Genomic DNA, 25,671 nt, shown 5'->3' with positions numbered 1-25,671 from the left:
ACCGTCTGACTTTTGTGGTCCTTGCCGTGGCTGGTCTGGGTGCTTGCACCCAGGATGCTTCATCCGCGCAACCCACAACCTCGCCCTCCGCACAGGTTGTCGTCCAATCAGCCGACGCGACTCCAGCAGCCCTGCCACGCATGACCGTCCACAAGACCCCGACCTGCGGGTGCTGCGGTGTCTGGATCGACCACGTGCAGAAGGCGGGATTCACCGTGGATGTGCACGACATGGATGACCTGGGTCTGGTCAAGGAGCGGTTGGGTGTCCCCTATGCAAAGGGCTCCTGCCACACGGCCGAGATCGGCGGATACGTCATCGAAGGCCACGTTCCGGCCGCGGACATCAAGCGTCTCCTCGAAGAAAAGCCGAACGCACGCGGCCTGGTCCTCCCAGGGATGCCGCTTGGTTCTCCGGGCATGGAGGTCCCGGAGGGACGCCAGCAGCCGTTCACGGTCGAGCTGATACATCGCGACGGAACCACTGAACCGTTCGCACAGCACTGATCCGTCGCAGCAACAGGGGACGGTGTTGCGGGCGCGCCGATTCTCGCCCGCGAGGAAGAAGGAGAACTACATGACTCACCATTCCGCAGCACACCGGCCCCAGGCCATGAACGAGTGCATCGACAACTGCACGCAATGCCATGCGATCTGCCTGGAGACCATCAACTACTGCCTGACCAAAGGAGGTGTTCACGCGGCCCCGGAGCACATCGCGCTGTTGGCGACGTGTGCCGATACCTGCGCAACCAGTGCCGACGCGATGCTGCGCGGTGCCAGCGTTCACGACGTGGTTTGCGGTGCCTGCGCGGAGATCTGCCGCCAGTGCGCCGATGCATGCGACGCCATGAACGACCCTGAGATGACGCGCTGCGCCGAAGTTTGTCGCCGCTGCGCGGAAAGCTGCAGCGCCATGGCAGCGTAATGCGTCGAGGATCCCGCCTGAGCCGGTGGGATCCTCGTCTCGCGAAAGCGGAAGTATCAAGAAAATCCGACAAATCGTGGTTTCAGTGACAGTCCGACATCTAACGCTTGTCGCATCGAACACAGCGCGGCCCCTCCCGAACGGGCTTTGCATCACATTCCAATGAGGATTTATCCATATGAAGTCGTCCAACGTCATTCGCTCCTTCGCGCTCGTCCTCGCAATCGCGGCCGGGCAGTTTTCGCTGCAGGTCGCGCACGCCCACGCCGCGCTGCAGCAGTCCACACCGGCGGCAAATGCGGTGGTGGCCTCGCCAGGCCAGATCGATCTCGTGTTCAACGAGACATTGATTCCGCGGGCGTCGCGTCTCAAGTTGCTCATGAAGCACGGCAGTTCCACCATGCCGATCGAGAATTTCACGACCGAGATCGTCAACAACGGCAAGACCCTGCGTGCCAAGTTGCCTGGACCGCTGGCTCCGGGCGTCTATACCGTGGAATACCGCGCCGTCGGTGGTGACAACCACCCCATGCCGGGCAGCTTCAGCTTCACGGTGCGCTGAGGAGTCGCGAATGTTCGACCTGTCGGCTTATGCACTGAGATTCTTGGAATACCTTGTCATCATGGTTCTTTTCGGGGTTCCACTCTTCGGTTGGTACGGGTCGCGTCGATCGGCACTCGCCGACGCCTTGGCCGGGTGGTCACTCATGGGCGTTCTATTGGCGGGTGCCGTAGCCGGTCTCGTGCTCACCGGGCTCGATGTCGTCTTCAAGACCGCGGGCATCATGGGAATGCCGCTTGCCGAGGTTGATCGCGCATCGCTTGGCTGGTATCTGCTCGAGACGTCCGCGGGCCGGGCAGCCATGGCGAGAGGCGCGCTGCTGGTCGCCCTGATGTTCGTGCTCGGATGGCATCGTCGCCGCGGGAAGGTGGAGACCGCCTTCCCGCTGGGGGCGATGCTGGCGGGCGGCGCACTCGCTTCGCTGGCATGGAACGGCCACGCCGCCGCTGGCGAGGGCTTGGCAGGCGCGGTCCGGCTTGCTGCAGGCATCGTCCATCTTCTCGCGGCAGGCGGCTGGATCGCAGCGGTCCTGATGTTCCTTGCCATGCTGCTGCGCGGCAAAGAGACGAACGGCAGCGGGCGTCTGCGATCAACGCATGACTTTCTGCATGGTTTTTCGACGCTGGGAACGATCTTCGTTGGTGCGCTCATCGTGTCCGGCATCGCGCACTACGGGGATCTCACCGCGTGGTCGTTTTCGGCCCTGTTCCAGAGCACCTACGGGAAGTTGCTGCTTTTCAAACTGGCCCTGTTCGCTGGAATGCTGGGTTTGGGAGCGCTGCACCGATGGACGCTGGTGCCGCGCTTGGAACGAGCGCTGACCAGCGGAGATCCCGCGCAGGAGGTGCGGGCTTTGCGGCAGAGTGTTACGGCTGAGGCCGCGCTGGCCATCTTGATCCTGATTGTTGTTTCAGTGCTCGGGACGCTCAGCCCCGAATAGCTGTGTAACCCGCAATGGCACACTGCCTTGGCAGTCCATCCCCACTAAAGCGAGCATCGGCATGAACTCACCGTCGTCCCATGACCATCACCATTCTGCAGGCGCAGCCCCTGTCGAGGCTGCGGATGGACGGGTCATCACCAATCCCGTCCGCTATACGGACGATGCTCCCCAGCAAGTTGAAGTGACCGCCCCAGCAGCGGTGGCCCAACCCAGCGGTACCCACGCCACGGTCTACACCTGCCCGATGCATCCGCAGATTCGTCAGCCAGGTCCCGGCACCTGTCCGATCTGCGGCATGGCGCTGGAGCCGGAGATGCCCTCGCTGGAGGAGGACGACAATCCAGAGTTACGCGATTTCACCCGAAGGTTCTGGTGGACGTTGCCTTTGACGTTGATCGTCCTGGTCTTGGCCATGCTGGGACACCGTCTGCCCGGCTTGTCCACGCAGGCGCGCACCTGGATTGAGCTCGTGCTGAGCGCCCCGGTGGTGCTCTGGGCGGGGTGGCCTTTCTTTGAGCGCTGCCTACAGTCCATCGGCAATCGCAGCCCCAACATGTGGACGCTGATCGGCATCGGCGTGGCCGCCGCGTTTGGCTACAGCGTGGTGGCCACCGTGGCACCGGACCTGTTTCCGGACTCTTTCCGCGAGCATGGACGGGTAGGGGTCTACTTCGAGGCGGCAGCGGTCATCGTCTCGCTCACCCTGCTCGGACAGCTGCTGGAACTGCGGGCGCGTTCCAAAACCTCGGCGGCCATCAAGTCCCTGCTGGGATTGGCGCCCAAGACGGCTCGCCGCGTCAAACCCGATGGGGGCGAAGAGGACGTTGCGCTGGATCACGTGCACGTGGGTGATCTGCTTCGCGTACGACCGGGCGAGAAGGTGCCGGTCGATGGGGAAGTCATCGAAGGCCGCGCCAGTGTCGATGAGTCGATGCTGACCGGTGAACCCATTCCGGTGGAGAAGGCTGTCGGTGATCACGTTATAGGCGCCACGCTCAACGGGACGGGCGCCTTAGTCATCCGGGCGGACAAAGTCGGATCCGGGACGGTACTGGCGCAGATTGTGCAGTTGGTAGCCCAAGCCCAGCGCTCCCGCGCGCCGATGCAGCGTATGGCGGACAAGGTGGCGTACTGGTTTGTCCTGGCCGTGCTGGCCACGGCGGTGCTCACGTTCTTCGGATGGGGTCTGTTTGGACCCGAACCGTCCTGGACCTTTGCCGTCCTCAATGCCGTATCGGTTCTGATCATTGCTTGCCCGTGTGCCTTGGGTTTGGCTACCCCCATGTCGATCATGGTCGCCACTGGCCGCGCTGCGCAGGTCGGGGTCCTGTTCCGCGATGCTCAGGCGATCGAGCAGCTACGTCTGATCGACACGTTGATCGTGGACAAGACCGGTACGTTGACCGAGGGGCGTCCAGCCTTTCGCGACACGCTCTCCAACGCCGGCTTCGACGCCGATCAGATCCTTTGTTTGGCCGGCAGCTTGGAGCAGGGCAGTGAGCACCCCTTGGCCGAGGCCATCGTGGCTGAAGCCCAGCGACGTGGCTTGAACCTGGTGGCCGCCCAAGATTTTGATTCGCTCACCGGCCAAGGCGTCCGCGGGCGCGTGTCCGATCAGGATGTCGTGCTCGGCAACCAAAGCCTGATGGCGTCGGTTGGCGCCGATGTAGCACCTTTGCAAAGCAGCGCCGAGCGTCTTCGGAAAGAAGGCGCTAGCGTGATGTTCCTGGCGGTCAATGGTCGGTTGGCCGGCGCCATTGCGGTGGCTGATCCCATCAAAGCCACGACCTTGCCTGCCTTGAACCTGCTACGTGCCGATGGCCTGCACGTGGTGATGGCCTCCGGTGACGCACAGGCGACGGCCGAGGCCGTGGGGCGCACGCTGGGCATCGAGGATGTGCGTGGTGGCGTCAAGCCGCAGGACAAGGCCGACCTGGTCCAGCAACTCAAAGCCCAGGGTCGTCGCGTGGCCATGGCTGGCGATGGCATCAACGATGCGCCGGCCCTGGCGGCAGCCGATGTGGGCATCGCGATGGGGACGGGCACGGATGTGGCCATGTCCAGCGCCCAGCTCACCCTGGTCAAGGGTGATTTGAGGCGCATCGTGCAAGCCCGTGCCATCTCGTCTTTGACGGTGGCCAATATGAAGCAGAACCTGGGCTTCGCCTTCGTCTACAACGCCATCGGCGTGCCTATCGCCGCCGGCTTGCTGTATCCCAGCTTCGGCCTTTTGCTCAGTCCGATGATGGCGGCCCTGGCCATGAGCCTGAGCTCGGTTTCGGTGGTCACCAATGCCCTGCGTTTGTCCGGCTCCACCGTTGTTGCCACCCCCCACCCTGACCGCGCCGATGAGCCTGCGCGCGGCCATTCCTGTCACTGATGGCTCATATCCCACAAGGAGTACTGCAATGAAGCGTTATGCCTCCCTCTCGATGATGGCCTTGTTCCTGATGGCGGGCGCGGCCTTCGCCGGCGGCCAGACCACCACGCCCACCACCGACCACGGTCAGCACAAGCCGGCGGCGGCCGATGCCGATTTCACCAAGCTCGATGCCAACAAGGACGGCTCGCTGTCCAAGGAAGAACTGGCCAAGCACAAGCTGGCGCCGCACTTTGGCATGCTCGATAGCAACAAAGATGGCAAGCTGAGCCCGCAGGAATTCGCTGCCGGCAAGGGTATGTAAGTGTTCTCAGCCCGGGAGCTGTTCCAACAGTTCGCGGGTTCTTCCGCCGTTCTGCCATTCCCACGGAGATTGTTATGTCCTCTTCGCACGGTACGCACGAAAACGCGCAAGACCCGCAGTCCCAGCACGCAAAACCGCACGCCTCACACCAACCTGCCCACCAGGCACAACAAGGGCATCAAGGCCATTACGGCCGCCTGTTGTTGATGATGGGCCTGTCTTTCGTGGCCATGTACGCATTGATGTACGCAATGGTCGATCAGTGGGCTAACGTCTATAACAACGTGAACCAGTTCTACATGGCGGGCCTGATGGCCGCTCCCATGCTGCTGATCGAGCTGTGGCTAATGTCCAGCATGTACCCCGATCGCCGACGCAATCTGATTCTGGCTGGTCTGACGGTGGCGTTCATGCTGTTCTGCTGGTGGGGCATTCGCACTCAAGCAGCGGTCACTGACAAACAGTTCATCCGTTCGATGATTCCCCACCACGCTGGCGCCATCCTGATGTGTGAGGAGAATCGTCTGAAGGATCCTGAGTTGGTGAAGCTCTGCCAGGACATTATTACCTCGCAGACACAGGAGATCGCGCAAATGAAGCAGTTGCTGGCTGAGCGTTCCCATTAGCTCACTGCCTTTTGCCAGCCGATATCACTTCACTGAGCCTGCGCACTGACCATTCGGTGGATCAAACGCGCGGCCACACGTGCGGTGGCTTGATCCGGATCCAGGGGCGGACACAGTTCCGCCACGTCGACCACACGTACCTTGCCCGAGGCCATGACCAGATCCAGCAGGGCTTCCAGGACCTCCAGACTCACCCCGCGTGGGTTGGGGGCGCTCACGCCCGGGGCCACCACCATTGAGTACGCCGGCAAGATCACCAGCGGCTTGGGTAGCTACACCCAGTGGCGTGGCTTGGGCTCACTGCGTATGGGCAAGAACCGTTGGACCGGCGTCTATTCGGCGCAGTACATCGGCAGCGCGGACGACATCATCGCCGTGCCCGACACGATCGGCTCGCATGTGTCCAGCGTGGTGTACCACAGCCTGCAACTGAGCTACGGCATCAAGAAGAAGTGGGATATCTCCGCCGGCGTTGAAAAAGTGCTCGATAAGAAGGCGCCGTTCGTGAAGAACAACCCCAACACCGACACCGACACCGACACCATGACGTACGACTTGCTGGGTCGTCGCTGGAATGTCCGCTTTGGTTACCACTGGTAAGCCACGATCACGAGGAGCTACACATCATGAGAAACACGCAACTATCCGCCACACTACTGCTGTTCGCTGTGGCCGGCAGTGCCGGTGCGCACGACCTGTTTGTCGCTTTCTCCAAGCCTGGCACCGCAGCGGGCGAGGCGAACACAGCGTTGGTGAACAATGGCACCTTCGATGAAAGTGCAGGTGCAGTCACCCGAGCGCGTCTACAGGACGTTTCGCTGAGTCAGGGCGGCGCTAAGGCTGCACCGGACTTGGCCAGTTGGAAAGAGGTCGGCAAGCAGAGCCAGCTCACCGTGCATCCGGCGGGCGAGGGCACCTATCTGCTGGGGGTCTCGACGATGGCCTCCACCAGCACGCGTACGGCCAGCGAGTTCGGCAAGTACCTGGAGTTGGAAGACTTGCCCGATACCCTGGCCACCTATGATGCGAGCAAGTTTCCCAAAGGGGTCACCTATAGCTATACCAAGCATGCTCGTACCATTGGACAGGTGGGCACAAAACTGACCGACGATTTCGCTGCCTCGCTGGGCTATCCGCTGGAGATCCGCTTGGCCCGCAATCCTGGAAGCGTGAAGGTCGGCGAACAGCTGTCGTTCCAGGTGCTGCAGCAGGGCACGCCAGTGCCCAACCTACGCGTGTACGTCGGTCATCGTGCTGACGCACCGGTCAAGGGTGGGCACGGTAGCGCTACGCTCCTGCGCACCGATGCCCAAGGCCAAGCCAGTTTCCAGGTGACCACCGCCAAGACCTGGTACATCCACACCAATCACATTGTGCCCTCTACACAAAAGGGTTTGGATTTTGTGTCGGATCGGGCGTCGCTGAGCTTTGAGATTTCCCCGCACGCCGGGCACTGATAAGTAAGCATGTAGGCGGTACTCTCCCCTTTGACGCCAGTCATGACTTCTTCCATGACTGGCGTCTTTTTGTGGGGACTTACCTCAAGTGCTCAGTCTGTCTCTCATTGGTCGCCCCGCGCCGCGCGCAATCCACGTCGCCGCACTAGATAGAACGCTGCGGGAATCACCACCATAGAGAGCACCGGTGCGGTGAGCATGCCACCCAGCATCGGCGCGGCGATACGTTGCATGACCTCCGAGCCGGCACCGGCACCGACGAAAAGCGGAAACAACCCGGCCAGGATGACGGCTACCGTCATCGCCTTCGGGCGCACCCGTTGCACGGCGCCTTCGTAGATAGCCTCTTGCAGGGTAGACACATCTTCCGGCGCACCGCTGGCCAAGCGCTGCTCCCAGGCATGACGCAGGTACAGCAGCATGATGACGCCGAACTCAGCCGCAACGCCGCCCAGGGCGATGAATCCGATCATGCTGGCCACCGAAATCGCATGGCCCAGCCCCCAGATCAACCAGAAACCGCCCACCAACGCCAAGGGCAAGCTGAGCAGGATGATGGATACATCGCTAAGCCGGCGAAACACCATCCAGATGACCAGGAAGATGATCGCCAACGCCGCGGGCACCACCCATTGCAGGCGTGCCAAAGCCCGTTGCAGATACTCGTACTGCCCCGACCACGCCAGACCATAGCCGGCAGGCAAACTCACCTGGGTCTGCACCGCGGCTTGCAGGTCCTGGACCACCGATCCCAAGTCGCGATCGGCCACATCCACGTAGATGTAGCCCACCAACCGGCCGTTATCGCTCTTGAGCATCGGCGGGCCTGGGCTGATTGACAGCTCCGCCACCTGGCTCAAGGTCAGTTGCACACCGCCTGGCGCGATCAGCGGCAGATCCTGCAAGGCCTGCAACGAGTCACGCTGGCCACGGGGGTAGCGCAAGACGATGGGATAGCGTTCGCGCCCCTCGATCGTTTCCCCGATTGGATCACCGCCAACGACCGTGGCAATCAGTTGCTGGAGTTGGCCTTGAGTGAATCCGTAACGTGCAGCGATTTCCGGGCGCACCTGTACATCGACATAGCGCCCACCCGTGACGCGTTCGGCCAGTGCCGAACTCACGCCGGGCACAGTCTTGGCCACCTGCTCGATCTGCTGGCTCAGGCGCTCGATCTGCTCCACATCGGGTCCGGAGACCTTGATCCCAATCGGGCTCTTGATGCCGGTGGCCAACATATCGATGCGATTGCGAATGGGCGGGACCCATAGGTTGGTCAGACCGGGAATCTTGACCGCTGCGTCCAACTCCTGGCGTAGCTTCTGGGGGGTCATGCCCGGGCGCCATTGATCCCGCGGCTTGAAGGTCACGGTGGTCTCAAACATTTCGATCGGTGCCGGATCGGTCGCACTTTCGGCACGGCCCGCCTTGCCGAACACGTGCTCAACCTCCGGTACGGTCTTGATCATCCGGCCCGAGAGCTGGAGCAACTGACGGGCCTTGTCGGCGGACAGGCCGGGCAGGGCCGTGGGCATGTACAACAGGCTGCCTTCTTCCAAGGGCGGCATGAACTCACTGCCCAACCGGCTAAAGGGGATCAAGGTGAGCACTAGCAGCAGGCCGCTGAGCAGCAAGGTGACACCGGGATGTTTGAGGACCCACAGCAGGATGGGCCGATAGCCAGCGATCAGGATGCGATTGATGGGGTTCTGCTGTTCCGGGCGGATGCGGCCGCGGATCAGGTAGCCCATCAAAACGGGGATCAAGGTCACCGACAACCCTGCTGCGGCGGCCATCGCGTAGGTCTTGGTGTAGGCCAGAGGCGAGAACAATCGCCCTTCCTGCGCCTGCAGGGCAAAAACCGGCACGAAAGACAGGGTGATGACCAGCAAGCTGGCGAACAGGGCCGGTCCGACCTCGGCCGCCGAGCGGGCCATCAGCTGCCAGCGCTCCTCACCCTGAGGTTCCCGGCCGTGCGCCTCCCGCCAGTGCTCCAGATGCTTGTGTGCATTTTCGATCATCACCACCGCTGCATCGACCATCGCACCAATGGCGATGGCGATGCCGCCTAATGACAGCAAGTTGGCGGAGATCCCCTGGGCGTGCATCACGATGAAGGCCGCCAGGATACCCAAAGGCAGGGTGATGACGGCCACCAACGCCGAGCGTAGGTGCCACAGGAACAGCAGGCATACCAGCGCTACGACCAGAAACTCTTCGCCAAGCTTGTGGGTGAGGTTGCGTACCGCATCCTGGATCAGCTCGGAGCGGTCGTACACCGGCACCACTTCCACGCCCTCGGGCAAGCTGGATTGCAACGCCTGCAGTCGCGCTTTGACGTTCCGAATGGCCCCCAAGGCATCCTTGCCGGTCCGCAGGACGATCACGCCGCCGGCCACCTCACCTTGACCATCCAACTCTGCGATACCACGACGGAAGACCGGCCCGCGACTGATCGTGGCCACCTCGCCGAGCAGGACGGGGATGCCGTCGTTGCCGGTTACCGGCACCTGTTCGAACGCCTCCTGTGTGCGCAGGTAGCCTTCGCTGCGCACCATCAGTTCGGCTTCGCCTTGTTCGATCACCGAGCCCCCGGTAGCGCCGTTGGCCGCATCCACCGCCTCGATGAGCTCGGCCACCGTCAGTCCACGGGCCGCCAACGCCTGCGGATCGGGCTGGATCTGCCAGGCGCGCACCGCACCGCCCACACTGGCTACTTCAGCCACGTCCGGCACGGTTTTTAGCTCATAACGAAGAAACCAGTCCTGCAACGCACGCAGCTGCCCCACATCACGTTGACCTGTCCGATCCACCAAGGCGTACTGGTAGATCCAGCCCAGTCCTGTCGCATCAGGACCCAGCGCCGGATTCACATTCGGCGGAAGTCGATCGCGTACCTGGCTCAAGTACTCGAGCACTCGAGAGCGCGCCCAGTAAAGATCAGTGGCATCGTCAAACAGGATGTAGACGAATGAATCACCGAAGAAGGAGAAGCCGCGTACCGCCTTCACGCCCGGCACGGACAACATCGTGGTGGCCAACGGGTAGGTGACCTGGTCTTCGATGATGCGCGGGGTTTGCCCCGCCCATTGCGTGCGGATGATGACCTGGGTATCGGACAGGTCCGGCAGCGCATCCAGCGGCGTGTTCTTTACCGACCAGATACCGACCACCGCCAGCAGCGCGGCGGCAACCAGCACCAGCACGCGATTGGCGATGCAAGCATGGATCAGGCGCGCGATCATGGTGTGCCCTCCATCGCTTCGGACATGACCTCGCTTGCCTGGCAATCAGCGGCTGCGGCGGGGCCGAACTTGGGTACCAACTGCATATCCATGAACGGTGACTTGCCCGGCTTGTCGAAATGCTTCTCCGGCACCATCGGGTCATACCAGTACTGCACCGGGCAGCGCGGCGGCGTAGAGGTGGAGGTGTCTGGCGCGACAGGCGCCGGCTGTCTGGACGGTGACGGCACGACAGTGCGTGGTTCGTGCCCGGCGTCATGGCGCTCGTGCACACCTGATGCGCTGGCAGGGCGTGTCGGTTGTGCAGCACCCAGGCGCTCCAACGCACCGGAGAGACTGGCTTCGGAGTCGAGCAAGAACTGACCCGAGACGACCACGCGTTCACCACCGGCCAAGCCTGCCACGATCTGCGTGCGCCCTTGCACGCTACGTCCCACACTCACCCGCACTGGCCGGAAGCTCCCGTCCGGATCCTGCACGATGACCCGGCTGTCCCGCCCGGTGGCGATCAGCGCCTCCGTGGGAACGACTGGCAGGGCCTGCTCGGCGTCGGGCTGCACCAGAACCTCGGCGAACATGCCCGGCACCAGCCGACGCTGCGGGTTGCGCAGCACAATTCGCGCCCGCTGCGTGCGACTAGCCATGTCGACCTGGGGAAGCAACGCCTGGATCTGTCCGGCAAAGCGCTCTGCCGGCCAGGCACTGACCGTGGCCTGCACTGAGGTCCCCGGCCGCAAGGTGCCCAGCGCTGCCTGGGGTACCGAGGCCTCCAGCCACAACGTGTCCAGCCCATTGATCTTGAACAGTGGCGTACCGGGCATCACCGTCTGTCCCTCGCGTGCCAGGATCTCGGTCACGACACCACTGTGGTCTGCGCTAAGCACGACGCCACTTCTGGCCGAGGCGCCAGAAGGAACACCCAACGAACGCAACCGTTGTTGCGCCGCACCCTGCAGCTCACGCGCGCCCGCGGACTGAGCTTGGCTCAGGGCATGTGCTTCGGCGATGGCCGCGTTCCATGCCGGGGCCTGCACGGTGGCCAGCGTTTGACCACGACGAACCTCGGTAAACGGCGCCTTTACCTGCACGTGGGTGATCAAGCCTTCCATGCGCGCACTGATCACGCTTTCCTGGGTCAGATCCCACGTCAGTGTGCCCGGCACGCGTACGGCAGTCCCTAGTAACTCTACCGTCACTTCCTGAGTGCGTATGCCCACGTTCTGCTGCAGGCGCGGATCGATCTGCGTTCCGCCCCCTATGGCCTCATCTGCGTATTTGGGCAGCAACTCCATATCCATGAACGGAGATTTGCCCGGCTTGTCGAATCGCTGCTCCGGCGCCATGGGGTCGTACCAGTACAGCACCTTGCGTGCTTGATCTGCGACGCTCGTGCCGGGGGGCGGGGTGGTATCAGAGGTTCGAGTCATCCAGGCGTAGCCGCCGGCAAAGCCGAGCGCCAGCAACCCGAGGGCCACGGCGAGCTGTGTGAGACGCGTCTTGGTCGGGCTCATGGCGTGTTCTCCTCATGGGGTAGCAGATAGGCCAGTGCCGCCCAGGCACGGCCCTGTTCGCCCAGCAGACGGGCGTTCTCCAGGTGCAATTCGATCTCATCGCGCCGCGCTTCCAGCCACGGCTGCAGGTCGGCACCGGCGCCGTAGGCGGCCAACGCCGTGCGTGCACGATCGCGCGCCAAAGGCAGGCTCTGCGTGTTCTGGCGCTCCAACTGGCCGGTTAACCCGCGCCATCGCGCTATCGCGCGTTGCACCGACTCGGCTTGGATGCGCCGGGCCTCATCGCGCTCTGCGGACACCGCCTCCAGCTCGGCCCGCCGTGCCGCGATGCCTCGTGCTTGGCGGTTCTTCTGGAACAGCGGCAGGCCCACACCCACTTCCACCATGAGCATGTCGCTGCGCGCCATGCCGTCGGGTGCGCGCTCGCGACGTCCGTAGGTGAGCTCCACACTCCAATCCGGGCGGGTTTCGGCCACGGCCGCATCCACCTGGGCCTGGGCTAAGCTCTCGCGTGCCTCCCAGCCCAGTAGTGGCGTGTGTTGGTCCAGTTTGGCCAGCAGTTGGGTGGGCTCCAATGGCAACTGCGAAAAATCCGGTGCCGCACCACTGGCCAAGATCGCCTCTGGTGCAATACCCAACCACCGCGCCAGGCCGGCCTGCGCGGCGGCGTGCTCCGCATGTACCTGCTCCAGGCGATTGTCCAACTGCAGTAGGGCGGCCTGGGCGGCAAGCACATCACTGGCCCCGGCCGTGCCGCCTGCCAAGCGAGCACGCGCCGCACGCTCGGCTATACGGGCCGGCTCGCGCAGACCTTCCAACGCATCTACGGCTTGCTGCGTACTCCACAGCTCGATCCAGGCCAGCGCGGCCGCTTGGGCCACCATCTGCTGTTCGGCCATCGACAGTGAGCGCGCTTGCGCCAGCGTCGCTTGCGCCAACGCGTGCTCGGCACGTCGTTTCGCACGCGCAGGAAACTCCTGCATCAGACCGATTTGCTGGGTGGTCATCTCATCGGCCCGCAAGCTGAAGGCATCGGGTCCGCTGACGGGCCAGTTCGCCAGCCCCACGATCAAACGTGGGTCGGGAAGCGCGCCAGCACGCGCGGCTTCTTCGGTACTGGCATCGATCTGCGATCGGCGCACGTGCAGGGTTGGGGCGTTAGCAAGCGCCCGTTGTAGGGCTTCTGTGTAGCTGATCGGGATAGCGGGCGATGCCGCCAGCACAGGACCACTGAGCGCCAGGGCAAACACGAACCCACACGCCATCTTGCGCCTTGCACGCAAGAAGAAAGACATCTCCATAAGACCTCCGGGAAACGACAACGAGCGCGCTGCAACGCATGCAGCACGAGCACGGGTCAATCCAGGAGGGGGCTTAAATCAGCAGGCTACAGAAGCGCTGCAGGGGAGGCGGATCGGACACGCACACCGGAACATCCCGATACAACTGCGCGTGTACCGGTGGCAACAGAGCCTGCACCAGCGCGAAGGCGGCCAGCGCGGGCTGGTAAGGCACTTGAGGGGCCTTCGCATCGGCCGTGGCGATGTGATCGCGCTGGCAATGCTGGTCGCACAACGCCGGAGCATCGGGATCCGGCGTGGACATCTCTTCGCAACCGACCATCAGGGTCGCTTGTCCAGCTTCCACCGATTCCAGCGGACAGGCGTAAGCCACCAGCGCGAGTTGCTGCAGCAGCAGCGCCCACAGTCCCAGCCATGCCAGTCGGGCACGAGAACGGGGTCGCCGCCACCGCCTCAGCAGCCTCACCATGACAGCTCCCGCACGCCCGAAGCAGCGCCTGCGGACGCTGGGCAGATCAGGGCAGGGGACGTGCGAGCTCTCATGATGGCCAGTCTAGCCCTCTTGGGGCCGACTGTCATTGATCAGGATCAAGCCCTCGCGCGGACTCAGCGGTGGCATCCGCCGCAGCAGGAGGATGCGACGGCCGGGGCGGCCGGCGTACCAGCCTCAGAAGGGAGCACCGCAGCGATCACATAGCCTTGCCGCTGGATAGCCTCAACCGCCTGTTCTACGGCAAGCAGGCCCTCGATCTTGACCACGCCACTGCCCAGATCGACGTCCACCTGGGCGTGGGGGTCAAGGGCCTGAATGGCTTGGGTGACCGTTCGGACACAGTGACCACAGGTCATACCTTCAACAACGAGATTCATGGACAACCCTCCAAAAGCATCGGCGGTTTGCCGACGGCGTGACGATGAGCCTTCCCACGGTGGGAAGGTCAAACGACAGGCAAGTTGAGTGGTAATCCGTCCCGCGTTGTTGACCTTCCCATCATGGGAAGGCTCAGGCTACCTGCTCGTTCCTATTGGCCCTCACTCCATGGACATAACGCTCACTTATGCGAATTAAGTTATTGATTATATTACATTAATACAGGAATCGCAAGGTCTGTAGTTGCACCGTGCCCTGGCCGGCCACAAACGCGATAAGCTAAGCATTCCTTAGTGCTAGTCATTCTTGATGTCATGACGATGCCATCTGAGCGCACCCGCAATGTGCTGCAGGCGGGCGCGTTCCTCAGGCAGCTAGCGGCCAGCCAAGCCGTGCCTAAAGAGGTGCGGCAAGAGGCATATCGACTGCTGCGGCACTATCCAACCGTCAGCGACATCGAGGCGATTGCTGAGCACGAAGAGCGGCTGCGAGCGCTGACCCAGTCGGCCTTCGTACGACCCTACCTGAGCAGCGAGATCGAGGCGGATTGGTTCTCCGGGTACCCGCTCGGCCCTCATCGCATCTGACCATGAAGCAACCGAGCAGGCCGCGTGGAAGAGGGACTACGTCTGCGGAGACAGCGCTGGAGGCTTCCTTTGAACGGGCCCGCGACAGTGCGGCCGAGGAACGCGCATTCTTCAAGCGACTGATGGATGCGATCGTGTACGTGCATGCGCCCATCTCGGACGACGCGCAGACACTGCGGCTGGTCCAGTTCCGCCATCCTGACGGTTTCGATGCGATCCCTTTCTTTACCTCGCTCGACAAGGCGCAGGCGGCCAGCTCGTCTGCTGTCAGAATTCTGGGAGTTTCAGGCCGTGAGCTGCTAACCGGTACTCGCGGCGCGACGTTGATGCTCAATCCCAACTACGGCGGCGTTGTCCTGTACCCGGAAGAGGTTGCGACATTGTTGGATACGGGCTTTCTGGCCAGGGTGGAACGTCTGGCGCCGGCGGAGTTCGCGGTGAGACCTGCCCAGGCCGCGCCGGCTTGGCTCGCTCCGGCCATCAGCGGCAGCCTTGAGCACGCCGACTTCGTCTCGTCGGCCTATCTCCTGGAAACTCACTCGTCAGGGGGCGTCGAACAGCCTCCCGGTCTGTTGATCTGGCTGGTGGTGGACCTGGCTTTCGCCGAGCGGGCGGCTCGTCTGGTGACCACCGCCATACAGCCCTTATGCTCAGATTTGGACGTCATCATCGACTTGGCGGTCCACGACGTATCGCTGCCTTTGCCGGCGGGCTTGGATGATCCCCAGATCCTGCCCATATTTTTTCACGAGAATCAAGCCAACTTGAGCACAGCTCATCGGCCTATGAGCCCTGAAGATAAGCTACTAGCACTCCTTCCGGGATTGACCGAGGAAGAGAAGGAACGGCGGACCCGCGAGGGTATGGCCGACGTCGACGCTGGACGTACGATCCCGCACGAGGAACTACTGCAATGGATCAGGCGACGGTCAGAGCCTTCTTGAAGGTTTCCGTTGGGTCAGGAGCGTGGAAACTCTTGAATCCAATATTCAAGAAGGGCACGCGTGCCTGAGCAGTACTCCAGGAATGCCTGTGTCACGCGGCTTCTGGTTCAATCAAGCCTAGGTCTGTAATCCACGAACTGCCTGACGTCGAGGGGTGTTTCCTCGTTGAATCATGGTGTTAGAGACGATTCGGCTGTTTTTCTCACGAATCCCTGCCGACCTTCTTGAAAAACTGAACCAGACCTACCCAAACGCTTCCGTAAGGCAGGTGGTGAGAGGGCAGGTTAAGCACATCAGGGATAGCAATCCCAAGGAGATAGAAGCGCTATGACAGGAGGCCAACGATCAACTTCCTACTATCGCCGAGCTAAAGAGGGTCAGTGCGGTTGATCCAGAGTTCCGGATGGAAAACAGCTTCTTTGGGCCCAAGCCAGTCATCACCGCCCGCATCATCAACCGCTCAACACTGCCATTGAGCGAAGCGAGCTGGAATGCGGCGCTGTACATCAGCTACATCCACACGCGTCGAGCTGGAGATGATCCCTGAGACAGCAATGGACTTTACGGACAAAGCCTATCTAAGTGCCGATCTTCAGAAGCGCATTGATTTCCTTGAGAACCAACTCAAGCAAGCGAGCGAGTTCGAAGATGTCTGATGCTACCAAGCCCCGCCGGCGGATCACCCTCCGGCGGGGCTTGGTAGCGGTACCGACGTTCACCCCCGCCAAAGAGGACCATTACACAATGCGCCCGTCCATCCTCGCCTTGGACTTAGAAGGAACGCTGATTTCCAACGCTGTAAGCCAGATCCCGCGCCCGGGCCTCTACGAATTTCTGGAGTCGGCAAAGTCGCTCTTTGAGGGTCTAGTCATCTTCACCACAGTTCCGGAGCCTAGATTTCGCGAGATTGCCGACCTATTGGCTTGCGAAGGAGCGGCCCCGGGTTGGTTTGCCCGCTTGCCATACATAGACTGGACTGGGCCGACGAAGGATCTTGCCAACGTTTCCCAGCCCATCGGCTCTGCATGGCTACTAGATGATTACGCCCCCTATGTACAACCGGGACAGGAACATTGCTGGGTCCCGGTTCAACTGTTTTGTTCTCCTTACCCCGAGGACGACGCGGGACTGGACGATGCCATCGAGGCAATCCGTAAGCGACTGAACGAGTACTAGAGGGCCATCTCTTGGCCAGCGTCCAATGGGCCACAGGCTCGCCGGTCAACCAAGGTCCAGCGCTTCGTTGGAGAACCGTCGATATAGACCTGGGGGGGCGTTTACCGCGATAGAGTCCTGAGCCCCCTCAAACCATCTCATGGACCCGTGGCAGCTGGTCGGTCTACTCAGACTAGAAGCTAAAGCTGCCAACTGCCGCTAGGTTCCAGCCAGTACGCCATGCCCAGCGGCAGGAAAGTCTCCATTGCAACGTCCAGGATCAACGGCTGACGCCAACCCTGACCAGGCAAGAAGCAAAAATCCTTCCGGGCGAGGGTTCCAGCTTGCTCGCGTCCAGCTAACCAGATGCATCTGCGTTTTATCTCGCGATCAAGTGCTCGCCTCGCGGCATGCTCATCCAAACCGCTTTGTATGAACTCCGAGGCAGAATTTCGCATGCTCGCCCACAGCACGTAGCGCTTACGCCCCAAGCTGAGCGCATTCCATTCAGGCGATCCAATCGACTGAAGCCCGTCGCCTAGCTTCGGGTCCAACCGATGCTTCCGCAGAAGGTTTGCCAAGTACGCTCGAGCTTCGGTGGATGCCAGTGAAATTCCGAGATTCCGCCTCGCACTGGGCGTGCACTCAGCCGCCCACTGGGTGAGCGACCGGGTCAATGCCGACTCAAGGTTCAAGTCACTGCGAGACCACGGAGATTTGTAGGACCAAGCCAGGGGCTCATACAGAGATCTTGCGGCAAGCCGAGAACATTCGACTGGTTCGCGATGGAGGACGCGCAGCGTCGCAAGCGTGTCAAGTGCCTGCGAGGCCAACCCCTCAGCAGCTACCGGCGAACTAGCCGTTCTTGAGCGCTCTAGCGCGCACCACGCGCACGCAAGAAAGGGACCTATTGAACGAACGAAATTGTCCAGTTCTGGCCAGGGCGCGATGAGGGTCGGTTGGCTAACGACATAGGCCACACAGCCCTCAAATCGCGATACCAGTTGTCAGGATATCAACCTGCCCACAGACTGTCTATCTGACTTTCCGATATTGACCCTTAGGTGTTCTCTCCAGTTCAACGATATCTGAACATCCGATATCCTAGCCGTGCAGCGAATGAGCGGGGAGCGCCCCGGCGCACGACGCAGAACGTTACCGCATGTTGGGAGAGCCGAAATGATGCGCACCAGCGCTAGCCACCCGTTACTGATTGCAGAGTTGCCTGTTGGAGCCCATGGAGGCGGCATAGGGGTGACATTTGCGCCAGGCAAGTACCAGGAAGTCGCCATGACTGGAGCATGGGCGAGAGACCTAGATGTGGACGTCTCGGCTATTCAGGACTGGGGTGCCACTCACCTAGTCACCTTGCTTGAGCCTTGGGAGCTCAAGGACCTTCGAATCGAGAGCTTACCGGCGATAGTGGCGGGGAAGGGCATCTCTTGGCATGGACTGCCAATCACTGATGGAGCCGCACCAGACGACAGACTCCTCAAAGATTGGCTACAGCTAAGTGCTGAGCTCGTCGCTGACATGCTGAGCGGTCAAAGGATCGTGGTCCACTGCAAGGGGGGGTTGGGACGCGCGGGAACGGTCGCTGCCATGCTTTTGCTGCAGTCTGGCGAGGCCAAGCGGGCATCGGATGCCATCCACATGGTGCGGCATGCCAGGCCAGGCGCAATCGAAACGATTGCTCAAGAGGAGTTCCTAGAGTACTGGGCGCAGAGCCTTCACCCGGGCGGAGCTTGACCACTCAGGTGCGCAGTCAGGAACTCAAGGACGAGTTGCCTGTGGATCCAGAACTCGAGGGCTTCTTAGGTCTGGATCCAGAAATCGACGGCGTCTCCATAGTGGATCTTCGCGAGGGTTCAGGGCACATCAAAAATTCGCTGCCTCGAAAGCTAAGAACCTTGCTGTCGCACGAATCAGGGTCTTGTGCTGGGGCCGGACCAGCGCTATCGCTGACTAAGGCAGGGCAACCTCCAGGGACTGTACTGCGACGGCGCGATCAATAGACATCTGTCAGATGTATCGCCACCACTATCGATCTAATGAATGCTGACTCAGCCGATGCGTGCTGCCTTAGGAGTTACGATCTGACTGCACTCGTGGCCGAGGCGAAACGCCACGACGTACAGGACCGTGGCATCCATCGGCATACCTGAGCCCATCCGAATGACGACCTTACGCTGACCGTGCGACAGTGATACTCCCAGTTCCCGCAGGACCTCAATGCGCTGCTGCAGCCCGTCGTAGATGTCTAGCTTGTCGACTTCTGAATACAGGTCTTGGCAGTCGCGATACTCACGGTAGTAGTCGACCAGTGCAGCAAACTCGCTCGCCGCCTCGCGCGACAGCTCGAAAGCCGGTTCGGACAGATCCATGTCGCACGAAACGATCAGGCTGGCCAGCTCGCGCCCAGCAGCAAGCGGGGACACCGCCAGGGTGATGTAGTCGCGCTCAAACTGCGCTTGCGCCGCCTGCAGTTCCTCGTCTGTCGGCAGCGAGAAAGGCTTGTTGAGTGCATCGATGTCATTGAAATCGAAGGCGCGCGCCAGTGCGCGACGGGTGTCGAAACTGGCCGAGTCACCCTGCTCAACCCGCTGAACTGTTCGCACGTTCAGGCCCGAGATCTCGGCCAATTGTTCTTGCGACCAATGACGCAACTGGCGGAACTGGCGAATGCAGGCGCCAACCTCAGCAGCGGTAAGCAGGCGAGGCGGGGTCTTGGTGGTCATAGAAGATAACTCCGGAGGGGTAGGGAGCCCAGATTAGGAGGGTGCCGAACTTGGAAACATGACAGTCGCCCGACAGGCCCCCGACACAGATCAACTGCCAGGACTTGCCCCAACGAGAAATCCGGGGCAACTGCTTATGCGCCCGTGATGTTCTCCCCGTGCCCCCAGAGGGGGGCGAGGCCCAACTGCCTAGTCACTCACCACAGACCCCACCCTAGACGCGCAGGCGATCCGGGACAGCTCTATGGCGAGGGCTGATGGGGGGTCAATGGCTCCAACTCTGGCAAAACACCCCCAAATTGATGATGCAGTGCATTCATCCATGCCAGAACTGGTTCGCCTGGCCACAGGTGCGCCAGATTCAGAAGGGTTAGCATGGCAAGCGCATTGCTGTTCATGGCCACCCCCGCCAGAAGCGCGCCCGGGTAGCCATTTAACTGCCTTGCCAAGGGGTGAATCCCGGCATGGAGATAGGAGTTCAAGCCGACATAAAGGCATTGTCTGGCTCTGCCCAACAACTGTGATGCTCCTCGGGGCCCAGAGGACTCAAGCTTTACGAGCATGTCCTGAACGCCAGGGAGCCTCTTTGCCGCTTGCTGACTCTCCAGAGTCAGGGGCGCAAGAAGCTTCTCGATGTCGGTGTCGGTAGCTGCATAACATGCCCAGGTTGCACGCACGAGGGCCTCATACTGGGGCCGGACCAGCGAGATTGCTGACTGGGGCAGAGTAGCGATCAGGGACTGTACTGCCACGGCGTGATCAAGGGACATCTGGCAAAGTGCCGCCACCGCCGTCGATCTTCGGTCACGTCCATGCTCTATCTCCATCCAAGCGGCTCGAATTTCACCCAAGAGCTCTAAGGAGCCCTCCAGCACAGACGCCCGATCCTGGTCAGCCGATTGAGGCACAAGTCATCCTAGAATCGTGATCTGCAGGCAAGAGTAACGGCTCGTCCATCGGGCAAAGCCCTCAGTTGGCCGGCTGGGCTGCAGCATCTGTTAGCCGGTAATCTCTGCATTGCATCATCCGTGCATCAGCAATTTCTGCGTTGCGTCAGTCGCAAGTCAAATTTTTCTGCAATGGACCGTCTTGCACTGAAATTTTATTCCTCAAAAGCTGAAATCTCTGCAATGGCACCCTAAGAATGTCTGCGATGAACAGCGTTCTGGTCCGCGCGCGATTGCTTCCTATATTGCAACCATACGCTCAGCCAGCCAACCGCCGGGATCCATGATCGCGCGAGCGGACGATCCCGGTCGCAAATGGCTGGCTGCCGTCACTCTCGTGGCTTTGAGCGATCAAGGGGAGCAGTCTGGCCCACGTGTCGAACAGAAGCCTTGGATCTTGGTGGATCAGAAGCGAAACCCGCAGCGCATCTTCCATCGCCTTGAGGTAGCCGCGGCGTATCTCAAGTGCGTTCTCGCAAGCATTGGGGCGACCAAGAATTTGTGTGATCGCGGAGGCCATAGCAGTCTGGACAGGAGGGGAGGGGAAGGCGATAGTCTGCAAACGTCTAGACGATCCCGCAATGAGCATCCTCAACGTTCTCCTCACTCGTGACCACCTCGTCGTCGCAGCGGATACCCTGGCAGAGGATGCTCTCACAGGGGCGTATTCCGCGGGGGCAAAGCTGCTGCTGATCCCTCAGCACAACGTAGTGCTTGCTGCGCGCGGGTCTACGCAATTCTTCCTGGGGGGCTCGCAGAATTCGGAAAAAATCGTACGCTAAGGTTTTCCGGGCATCCGTAGGGGCCGAAACTTCCCGTCTTCCAGTCTGCGGCTCTGCCGCCAGACGTAATCGCCGGTGAGGTTGATGTGCTCCCAGCCCAGCGGCGACAGGAATTGCAGCAGCTCGCCGTCCACCGGCTTGCCGGCCTCGACCAACCCCTGGGTGGCGCGCTCCAGGTACACCGTGTTCCACAGCACGATAGCCGCCGTCACCAGGTTGAGGCCGCTGGCCCGGTAGCGCTGCTGCTCGAAGCTCCGATCCCTGATTTCCCCAAGGCGGTTGAAGAACACCGCCCTGGCCAGCGAGTTGCGCGCCTCACCTTTGTTCAGGCCGGCATGCACGCGGCGGCGCAGCTCAACACTTTGCAGCCAGTCTAGGATGAACAGCGTGCGTTCGATCCGGCCCAGCTCGCGCAGGGCCACGGCCAGGCCGTTCTGGCGCGGATAGCTGCCGAGCTTGCGCAGCATCAGCGAGGCAGTGACGGTGCCCTGTTTGATCGAGCTGGCCAGGCGCAGGATGTCGTCCCAATGGGCGCGGACGTGCTTGATGTTCAGGGTGCCGCCGATCAGCGGCCGCAGCGTCGGGTAGGTCTGCACGCCCTGCGGCACGTACAGCTTGGTTTCGCCGAGGTCGCGGATGCGCGGCGCGAAACGGAAGCCCAGCAGGTGCATCAGGGCGAAGACGTGATCGGTGAAGCCGGCCGTGTCGGTGTAGTGCTCCTCGATCCGCAGGTCGGACTCGTGGTACAGCAGGCCGTCGAGCACATAGGTGGAATCGCGCACGCCGACATTCACCACGCGGGTGCTGAACGGCGCGTACTGGTCGGAGATATGGGTGTAGAACAGCCGTCCCGGCTCACTGCCGTACTTCGGGTTGACGTGTCTGGTGCTCTCGCCCCGGCCGCCAGCCCGGAAACGCTGGCCATCGGAGGATGAGGTGGTGCCGTCGCCCCAGTGGGCGGCGAAGGCATGCTGGTACTGGTGGTTGACCAGCTCGGCCAGGGCCGCCGAATAGGTCTCGTCGCGGATGTGCCAGGCTTGCAGCCAGGACAGCTTGGCGTAGGTCAGACCGGGGCTCGACTCGGCCATCTTGGTCAGCCCGAGGTTGATCGCATCACCGAGGATCGCGGACAGCAGCAACGTCCGGTCTTTGGCCTCGGCCCCGTCCTTCAGGTGGGTGAAGTGGCGGCTGAAGCCCGTCCAGTCGTCCACGTCCATCAGCAGTTCGGTGATCTTGATGCGCGGCAGTAACTGACTGGTCTGGTCGATCAGCGCCTGCGCCCGATCCGGCACCGCCGCATCCAGCGGGGTGATCTTCAACCCGGACTCGGTGAGGATGGCATCGGGCAGCTCGTTGTCCTTGGCCAGGCGGGCGACAGTGGCCAACTGCTCGTCCAGCAGCTGCAAGCGCTCTTCCAGATACTGGTCGCTGTTCGGGTTGATCGCCAGCGGCAGGGCCTGTTCCCGCTTGAGCGCGGCGAACTTCTCGGCCGGCAGCAGGTAGTCGTCGAAGTCGCGGAACTGCCGCGAGCCCTTGACCCAGATGTCGCCGGAGCGCAGGGCGTTCTTCAGCTCGGACAGGGCGCAGATTTCGTAGAAGCGCCGGTCGAGGCCTTCCGGGGTGATCACCAGTGGCTTCCAGCGCGGCTTGATGAAGGCGGTGGGAGCATCGGCCGGCACCTTGCGCAGGTTGTCGGCGTTCATCTCGCGCAGCGTCTGCACGGCTGCCAGCACGCCCTGCGCGGCCGGGGCGGCGCGCAGCTCCAATACCTCCAGCAGAGCCGGCGTGTAGCGGCGCAGGGTGGCGAAGTTCTCGCCGACCAGGTGCAGGTGGTCGAAGCCCTCCGGCCGGGCCAGCAGCTCGGCTTCGCTGACGCTCTCGGTGAACTCGTCCCTGGGGATCACCGCCTCGATGGCGGCATAGGGGTCGCTGCCGGCTTCCTTGGCCTCCAGCAGCGCCTGGCCGATCTTGGAGTACAGGCGCACCTTGTCGTTGATCGCCTTGCCCTGCTTCTGGAACTGCTGCTGATGCTTGTGCTTCGCGCCGCTGAACAGCTTGACTAGGATGCGGTCGTGCAGATCCACCAGCTCATCAATCACGGTTGCAGTGCTCTCCAGCACCACGGCGGCCAGGGTCGCATAGCGCCGCTGCGGCTCGAACTTGCCGAGGTCTTTGGGCGTCATCTGCCCACCCTCGCGGGCCAGCTTGAGCAGGCGGTTCTGGTGGATGTGCCGGCCCAGGACTTCGGGCAAGTCCACCAGCTGAAATGTCTTCAGCCGCTCGATGTGCTCAAGCATGTGCCGAGAGTTGGGTTTCAGCGGTGCCTGGCGCAGCCAGGTCAACCAGGTGATGCTGCTGCCGGCCTTGAGCTTCAACAGCTCGTCCAGCTTGGCCCGATGCGAGTCCGTGAGCGGTTCAACCAGGGCGCGGTAGACCCGCCGATTGGCCCGTGCAATGGCCTCCGAGCAAGCCCGGTCGATCACGCTCAACGCCGGCAGGATGCGTCGCTTCTGCCGCAGGCTCTCCAGCGCCTGGCCGGCCAGCAGCAAGCCCTTGTCGGTCTGCTGGGCCAGTTCGGTCAGCTCGCGCACCAGGGCGCGGAAGTCGGACAGGCCGAACGGGGCCAGTTGAAGGTAGGTGCGCAGTTCCTGGGCGTGCTCGCGACGGGTCACATCGCGCTCGCCGTACTTCGTCCAACTCGCCGGATCGGTCTGGACTTGCTTGGCCACCCACAGGATGACCGGTTCGGGCAGCTCGCTGTCAGTGCCCAACGCATAGCCGGGGTAGCGCAGCAGGCAGAGTTGCACGGCGAAGCCGAGGCGGTTGGCGTCGCCGCGCCGCTGACGGATCAGCGACAGGTCGGAGTCGTTGAAGGTGTAGTAGCGGATCAGGTCATCCTGGCTTTCTGGCAACGCGAGCAGGGTGCCCCGCTCCGTGGCCGAGAGGATCAAGCGACGCGGCATGTGTCAGTCGTCCGTGCGGAGGTACTGGTAGAGGGTTTCCCGGCTGTCATTTTCAGAAGGTGACTGCACGGAATATCAAGAGTCGGCTGCACAGTCTTTTCTGATCTGTGGTCGTCTCAGAAAACGGAAAATAAAGCACGCTAAGCTGTGGAAGCCCCTGCCAAGCTCGTTCCACCTTGCAACGACGCAATCAGCGGACACGAAACATTCCCCTGCCGCGAATGGCAGGCGCACACCAGGTCAGACAGCACAGCCTCCATGCGCGCCAAATCGGCCATCTTCTCGCGCACGTCTTGGAGCTTGTGCTCGGCCAGGCTGCTGGCCTCCTCGCAGTGGGTGCCATCGTCGAGCCGCAACAGCTCGGCAATCTCGTCCAGACTGAACCCCAGCCGCTGTGCCGATTTCACGAATTTCACCCGAACCACGTCCGCCTCCCCATAGCGGCGGATGCTGCCGTAAGGCTTGTCCGGTTCCGGCAACAGGCCCTTGCGCTGATAGAAGCGGATTGTCTCCACGTTGACCCCGGCCGCCTTGGCAAAAACGCCAATGGTCAGGTTTTCCAAATTATTTTCCATATCGCTTGACTCCGTACATGAGTACGGAAGTAAGGTTACGCTATCCAATCCAAATTCAAAAGGGCCAACGTATGTCTGAACCACAAAACGGGCGCGGTGCGCTCTTCGCCGGCGGGCTGGCCGCCATTCTTGCATCGACCTGCTGCCTGGGGCCGCTAGTACTGGTCGCCCTGGGCTTCTCCGGTGCTTGGATCGGCAACCTGACGGTGCTGGAACCCTATCGACCGTTGTTCATCGGCGCGGCGCTAGTGGCGCTGTTCTTCGCCTGGAAGCGGATTTACCGGCCCGTGCAGGCATGCAAGCCAGGTGAGGTCTGCGCGATTCCGCAGGTGCGCGCCACCTACAAGCTGATTTTCTGGATCGTGGCCGTGCTGGTCCTGGTCGCGCTTGGATTTCCCTATGTCGTTCCATTTTTCTATTAACCAGGAGTTCATCATGAAGAAACTGTTTGCCTCCCTTGCCCTCGCCGCCGCTGTTGCCCCGGTGTGGGCCGCCACGCAGACGGTCACCTTGGCCGTTCCTGGCATGACCTGCGCGACTTGTCCTATCACCATTAAAAAGGCCTTGAGCAAGGTCGACGGTGTTAGCAAGACCGAGGTCGACTTCTCAACCAAGCTTGCCGTCGTAACGTTTGACGATGCGAAGACCAACGTCCAGGCGCTTAGCAAGGCGACGACGGATGTAGGCTACCCATCTGAGCTGAAGAAGTAAGGCAACAAATAACGGCAGCATCGCTAGAACCACGGCAGAGATGCCGCTCAGGCGATTCTGCCGGTCGTCATCGCGTGAGCAGCCTGTAAACGACCCACGGAGCCTGTTCCCTGAAGCGCACAACCGATTCAGTGACCGAGGC

Annotated in this window: 27 protein-coding genes; 17 read left to right on the top strand and 10 right to left on the bottom strand. The window is 61.8% G+C overall.

The genetic code is table 11. The annotated features are described in order from the left end of the window. Positions 1–140: 140 nt before the first annotated feature. The 7 genes from N5C18_RS13450 (at position 141) to N5C18_RS13420 (ending at position 5,742) form a co-directional block, all read left to right on the top strand. Positions 141–506: a DUF411 domain-containing protein gene (locus tag N5C18_RS13450; protein WP_019184727.1), complete on the top strand. Its 366-nt coding sequence runs from the start codon at positions 141–143 to the stop codon at positions 504–506. Positions 507–576: 70 nt separating this feature from the next. Next, a complete protein-coding gene (locus N5C18_RS13445; protein WP_012480213.1) occupies positions 577–927 on the top strand; it encodes a four-helix bundle copper-binding protein in 351 nt (116 codons plus the stop codon). A 178-nt stretch (positions 928–1,105) separates the two neighbouring features. Beyond that, positions 1,106–1,489 carry a copper homeostasis periplasmic binding protein CopC gene (copC, locus tag N5C18_RS13440; protein WP_005413416.1) on the top strand — a complete coding sequence of 128 codons (384 nt, stop codon included), beginning with the start codon at positions 1,106–1,108 and terminating at the stop codon, positions 1,487–1,489. Between the two features lie 10 nt (positions 1,490–1,499). Continuing rightward, on the top strand, positions 1,500–2,429 hold the full coding sequence (gene copD / locus N5C18_RS13435) for a copper homeostasis membrane protein CopD (protein ID WP_017354978.1): 930 nt from the start codon (positions 1,500–1,502) through the stop codon (positions 2,427–2,429). Between the two features lie 61 nt (positions 2,430–2,490). Beyond that, positions 2,491–4,812 carry a copper-translocating P-type ATPase gene (locus N5C18_RS13430; RefSeq protein ID WP_219625521.1) on the top strand — a complete coding sequence of 774 codons (2,322 nt, stop codon included), beginning with the start codon at positions 2,491–2,493 and terminating at the stop codon, positions 4,810–4,812. A 28-nt stretch (positions 4,813–4,840) separates the two neighbouring features. Further along, positions 4,841–5,116 (top strand): hypothetical protein, encoded by a 276-nt coding sequence (locus N5C18_RS13425; RefSeq protein ID WP_005413412.1) that lies wholly within the window; start codon positions 4,841–4,843, stop codon positions 5,114–5,116. A 74-nt stretch (positions 5,117–5,190) separates the two neighbouring features. Continuing rightward, a complete protein-coding gene (locus tag N5C18_RS13420; protein WP_031269107.1) occupies positions 5,191–5,742 on the top strand; it encodes a DUF305 domain-containing protein in 552 nt (183 codons plus the stop codon). Positions 5,743–5,771: 29 nt separating this feature from the next. Here the strand turns inward: N5C18_RS13420 and N5C18_RS13415 are convergent, their stop codons facing one another. Beyond that, positions 5,772–5,960 carry an arginase family protein gene (locus N5C18_RS13415; protein WP_187756563.1) on the bottom strand — a complete coding sequence of 63 codons (189 nt, stop codon included), beginning with the start codon at positions 5,958–5,960 and terminating at the stop codon, positions 5,772–5,774. A gap of 88 nt (positions 5,961–6,048) precedes the next feature. On the opposite strand from N5C18_RS13415, the gene N5C18_RS13410 reads away from it, so the two are divergent. Further along, positions 6,049–6,342, top strand: a complete 294-nt coding sequence (locus N5C18_RS13410) for a TonB-dependent receptor (protein ID WP_239510410.1) — start codon at positions 6,049–6,051, stop codon at positions 6,340–6,342. 26 nt (positions 6,343–6,368) lie between these two features. Further along, a complete protein-coding gene (locus N5C18_RS13405) occupies positions 6,369–7,199 on the top strand; it encodes a DUF4198 domain-containing protein (protein WP_005413408.1) in 831 nt (276 codons plus the stop codon). A 104-nt stretch (positions 7,200–7,303) separates the two neighbouring features. On the opposite strand, the gene N5C18_RS13400 is transcribed toward N5C18_RS13405, so the two are convergent. The 5 genes from N5C18_RS13400 to N5C18_RS13380 form a co-directional block, all read right to left on the bottom strand. Next, positions 7,304–10,444, bottom strand: coding sequence for a CusA/CzcA family heavy metal efflux RND transporter (locus tag N5C18_RS13400; protein ID WP_005413407.1), 3,141 nt, complete (start codon positions 10,442–10,444; stop codon positions 7,304–7,306). After that, on the bottom strand, positions 10,441–11,955 hold the full coding sequence (locus N5C18_RS13395) for an efflux RND transporter periplasmic adaptor subunit (protein WP_005413406.1): 1,515 nt from the start codon (positions 11,953–11,955) through the stop codon (positions 10,441–10,443). Before N5C18_RS13395 ends, N5C18_RS13400 begins: the two co-directional genes overlap by 4 nt. Beyond that, positions 11,952–13,256 carry a TolC family protein gene (locus N5C18_RS13390; protein WP_153855341.1) on the bottom strand — a complete coding sequence of 435 codons (1,305 nt, stop codon included), beginning with the start codon at positions 13,254–13,256 and terminating at the stop codon, positions 11,952–11,954. The genes N5C18_RS13395 and N5C18_RS13390 overlap by 4 nt, the downstream gene beginning before the upstream one ends. Before the next feature lie 73 nt (positions 13,257–13,329). Continuing rightward, positions 13,330–13,725, bottom strand: coding sequence for a hypothetical protein (locus N5C18_RS13385; protein ID WP_005413404.1), 396 nt, complete (start codon positions 13,723–13,725; stop codon positions 13,330–13,332). A gap of 137 nt (positions 13,726–13,862) precedes the next feature. Continuing rightward, positions 13,863–14,105 carry a cation transporter gene (locus N5C18_RS13380; RefSeq protein WP_224482004.1) on the bottom strand — a complete coding sequence of 81 codons (243 nt, stop codon included), beginning with the start codon at positions 14,103–14,105 and terminating at the stop codon, positions 13,863–13,865. A gap of 315 nt (positions 14,106–14,420) precedes the next feature. Here N5C18_RS13380 and N5C18_RS13375 point away from each other — a divergent pair, with 315 nt between their 5' ends. From N5C18_RS13375 to N5C18_RS13355, 5 genes are all read left to right on the top strand, one after another. After that, complete coding sequence (locus tag N5C18_RS13375; RefSeq protein ID WP_223224794.1) at positions 14,421–14,714, top strand: BPSL0761 family protein; 294 nt, start codon at positions 14,421–14,423, stop codon at positions 14,712–14,714. 2 nt (positions 14,715–14,716) lie between these two features. Next, the gene (locus N5C18_RS13370) at positions 14,717–15,658 is read left to right on the top strand and encodes an SseB family protein (protein ID WP_049401588.1); all 942 of its coding nucleotides are present in this window, start codon (positions 14,717–14,719) and stop codon (positions 15,656–15,658) included. 403 nt (positions 15,659–16,061) lie between these two features. Further along, positions 16,062–16,205 (top strand): hypothetical protein, encoded by a 144-nt coding sequence (locus N5C18_RS13365; RefSeq protein ID WP_153855340.1) that lies wholly within the window; start codon positions 16,062–16,064, stop codon positions 16,203–16,205. A 101-nt stretch (positions 16,206–16,306) separates the two neighbouring features. Next, positions 16,307–16,834 carry an NIF family HAD-type phosphatase gene (locus N5C18_RS13360; RefSeq protein ID WP_021201831.1) on the top strand — a complete coding sequence of 176 codons (528 nt, stop codon included), beginning with the start codon at positions 16,307–16,309 and terminating at the stop codon, positions 16,832–16,834. A gap of 1,098 nt (positions 16,835–17,932) precedes the next feature. After that, the gene (locus tag N5C18_RS13355) at positions 17,933–18,562 is read left to right on the top strand and encodes a cyclin-dependent kinase inhibitor 3 family protein (RefSeq protein ID WP_306341171.1); all 630 of its coding nucleotides are present in this window, start codon (positions 17,933–17,935) and stop codon (positions 18,560–18,562) included. A gap of 314 nt (positions 18,563–18,876) precedes the next feature. Here the strand turns inward: N5C18_RS13355 and N5C18_RS13350 are convergent, their stop codons facing one another. Together N5C18_RS13350 and N5C18_RS13345 are read right to left on the bottom strand one after the other, a co-directional pair. Next, positions 18,877–19,551: a helix-turn-helix transcriptional regulator gene (locus N5C18_RS13350; RefSeq protein ID WP_005413401.1), complete on the bottom strand. Its 675-nt coding sequence runs from the start codon at positions 19,549–19,551 to the stop codon at positions 18,877–18,879. 1,206 nt (positions 19,552–20,757) lie between these two features. After that, positions 20,758–21,018 carry a hypothetical protein gene (locus N5C18_RS13345; RefSeq protein WP_049401600.1) on the bottom strand — a complete coding sequence of 87 codons (261 nt, stop codon included), beginning with the start codon at positions 21,016–21,018 and terminating at the stop codon, positions 20,758–20,760. Positions 21,019–21,079: 61 nt separating this feature from the next. Between N5C18_RS13345 and N5C18_RS13340 the strand changes: the two genes are divergently transcribed. Next, positions 21,080–21,280, top strand: coding sequence for a hypothetical protein (locus N5C18_RS13340; protein WP_032966765.1), 201 nt, complete (start codon positions 21,080–21,082; stop codon positions 21,278–21,280). Here N5C18_RS13340 and N5C18_RS13335 read toward each other — a convergent pair. Both N5C18_RS13335 and N5C18_RS13330 read right to left on the bottom strand, forming a co-directional pair. Continuing rightward, positions 21,277–24,243 carry a Tn3-like element TnAs1 family transposase gene (locus N5C18_RS13335; RefSeq protein WP_279944784.1) on the bottom strand — a complete coding sequence of 989 codons (2,967 nt, stop codon included), beginning with the start codon at positions 24,241–24,243 and terminating at the stop codon, positions 21,277–21,279. The two genes, N5C18_RS13340 and N5C18_RS13335, sit on opposite strands and share 4 nt — an antisense overlap. Positions 24,244–24,383: 140 nt before the next feature. Continuing rightward, positions 24,384–24,818: a mercury resistance transcriptional regulator MerR gene (locus tag N5C18_RS13330; protein ID WP_032490487.1), complete on the bottom strand. Its 435-nt coding sequence runs from the start codon at positions 24,816–24,818 to the stop codon at positions 24,384–24,386. 71 nt (positions 24,819–24,889) lie between these two features. Between N5C18_RS13330 and N5C18_RS13325 the strand changes: the two genes are divergently transcribed. Continuing rightward, positions 24,890–25,240: a mercuric transport protein MerT gene (locus tag N5C18_RS13325; protein WP_001294663.1), complete on the top strand. Its 351-nt coding sequence runs from the start codon at positions 24,890–24,892 to the stop codon at positions 25,238–25,240. Positions 25,241–25,253: 13 nt separating this feature from the next. Next, positions 25,254–25,529, top strand: a complete 276-nt coding sequence (gene merP, locus N5C18_RS13320; RefSeq protein ID WP_011405607.1) for a mercury resistance system periplasmic binding protein MerP — start codon at positions 25,254–25,256, stop codon at positions 25,527–25,529. The last annotated feature ends 142 nt before the right edge of the window (positions 25,530–25,671 follow it).

Origin of the sequence: Stenotrophomonas sp. GD03930 (genome assembly GCF_029839665.1) — a bacterium.
In the GTDB taxonomy this organism is placed as follows: Bacteria; Pseudomonadota; Gammaproteobacteria; order Xanthomonadales; family Xanthomonadaceae; genus Stenotrophomonas; species Stenotrophomonas forensis.
This window is presented reverse-complemented; position numbering and strand designations above follow the sequence as displayed.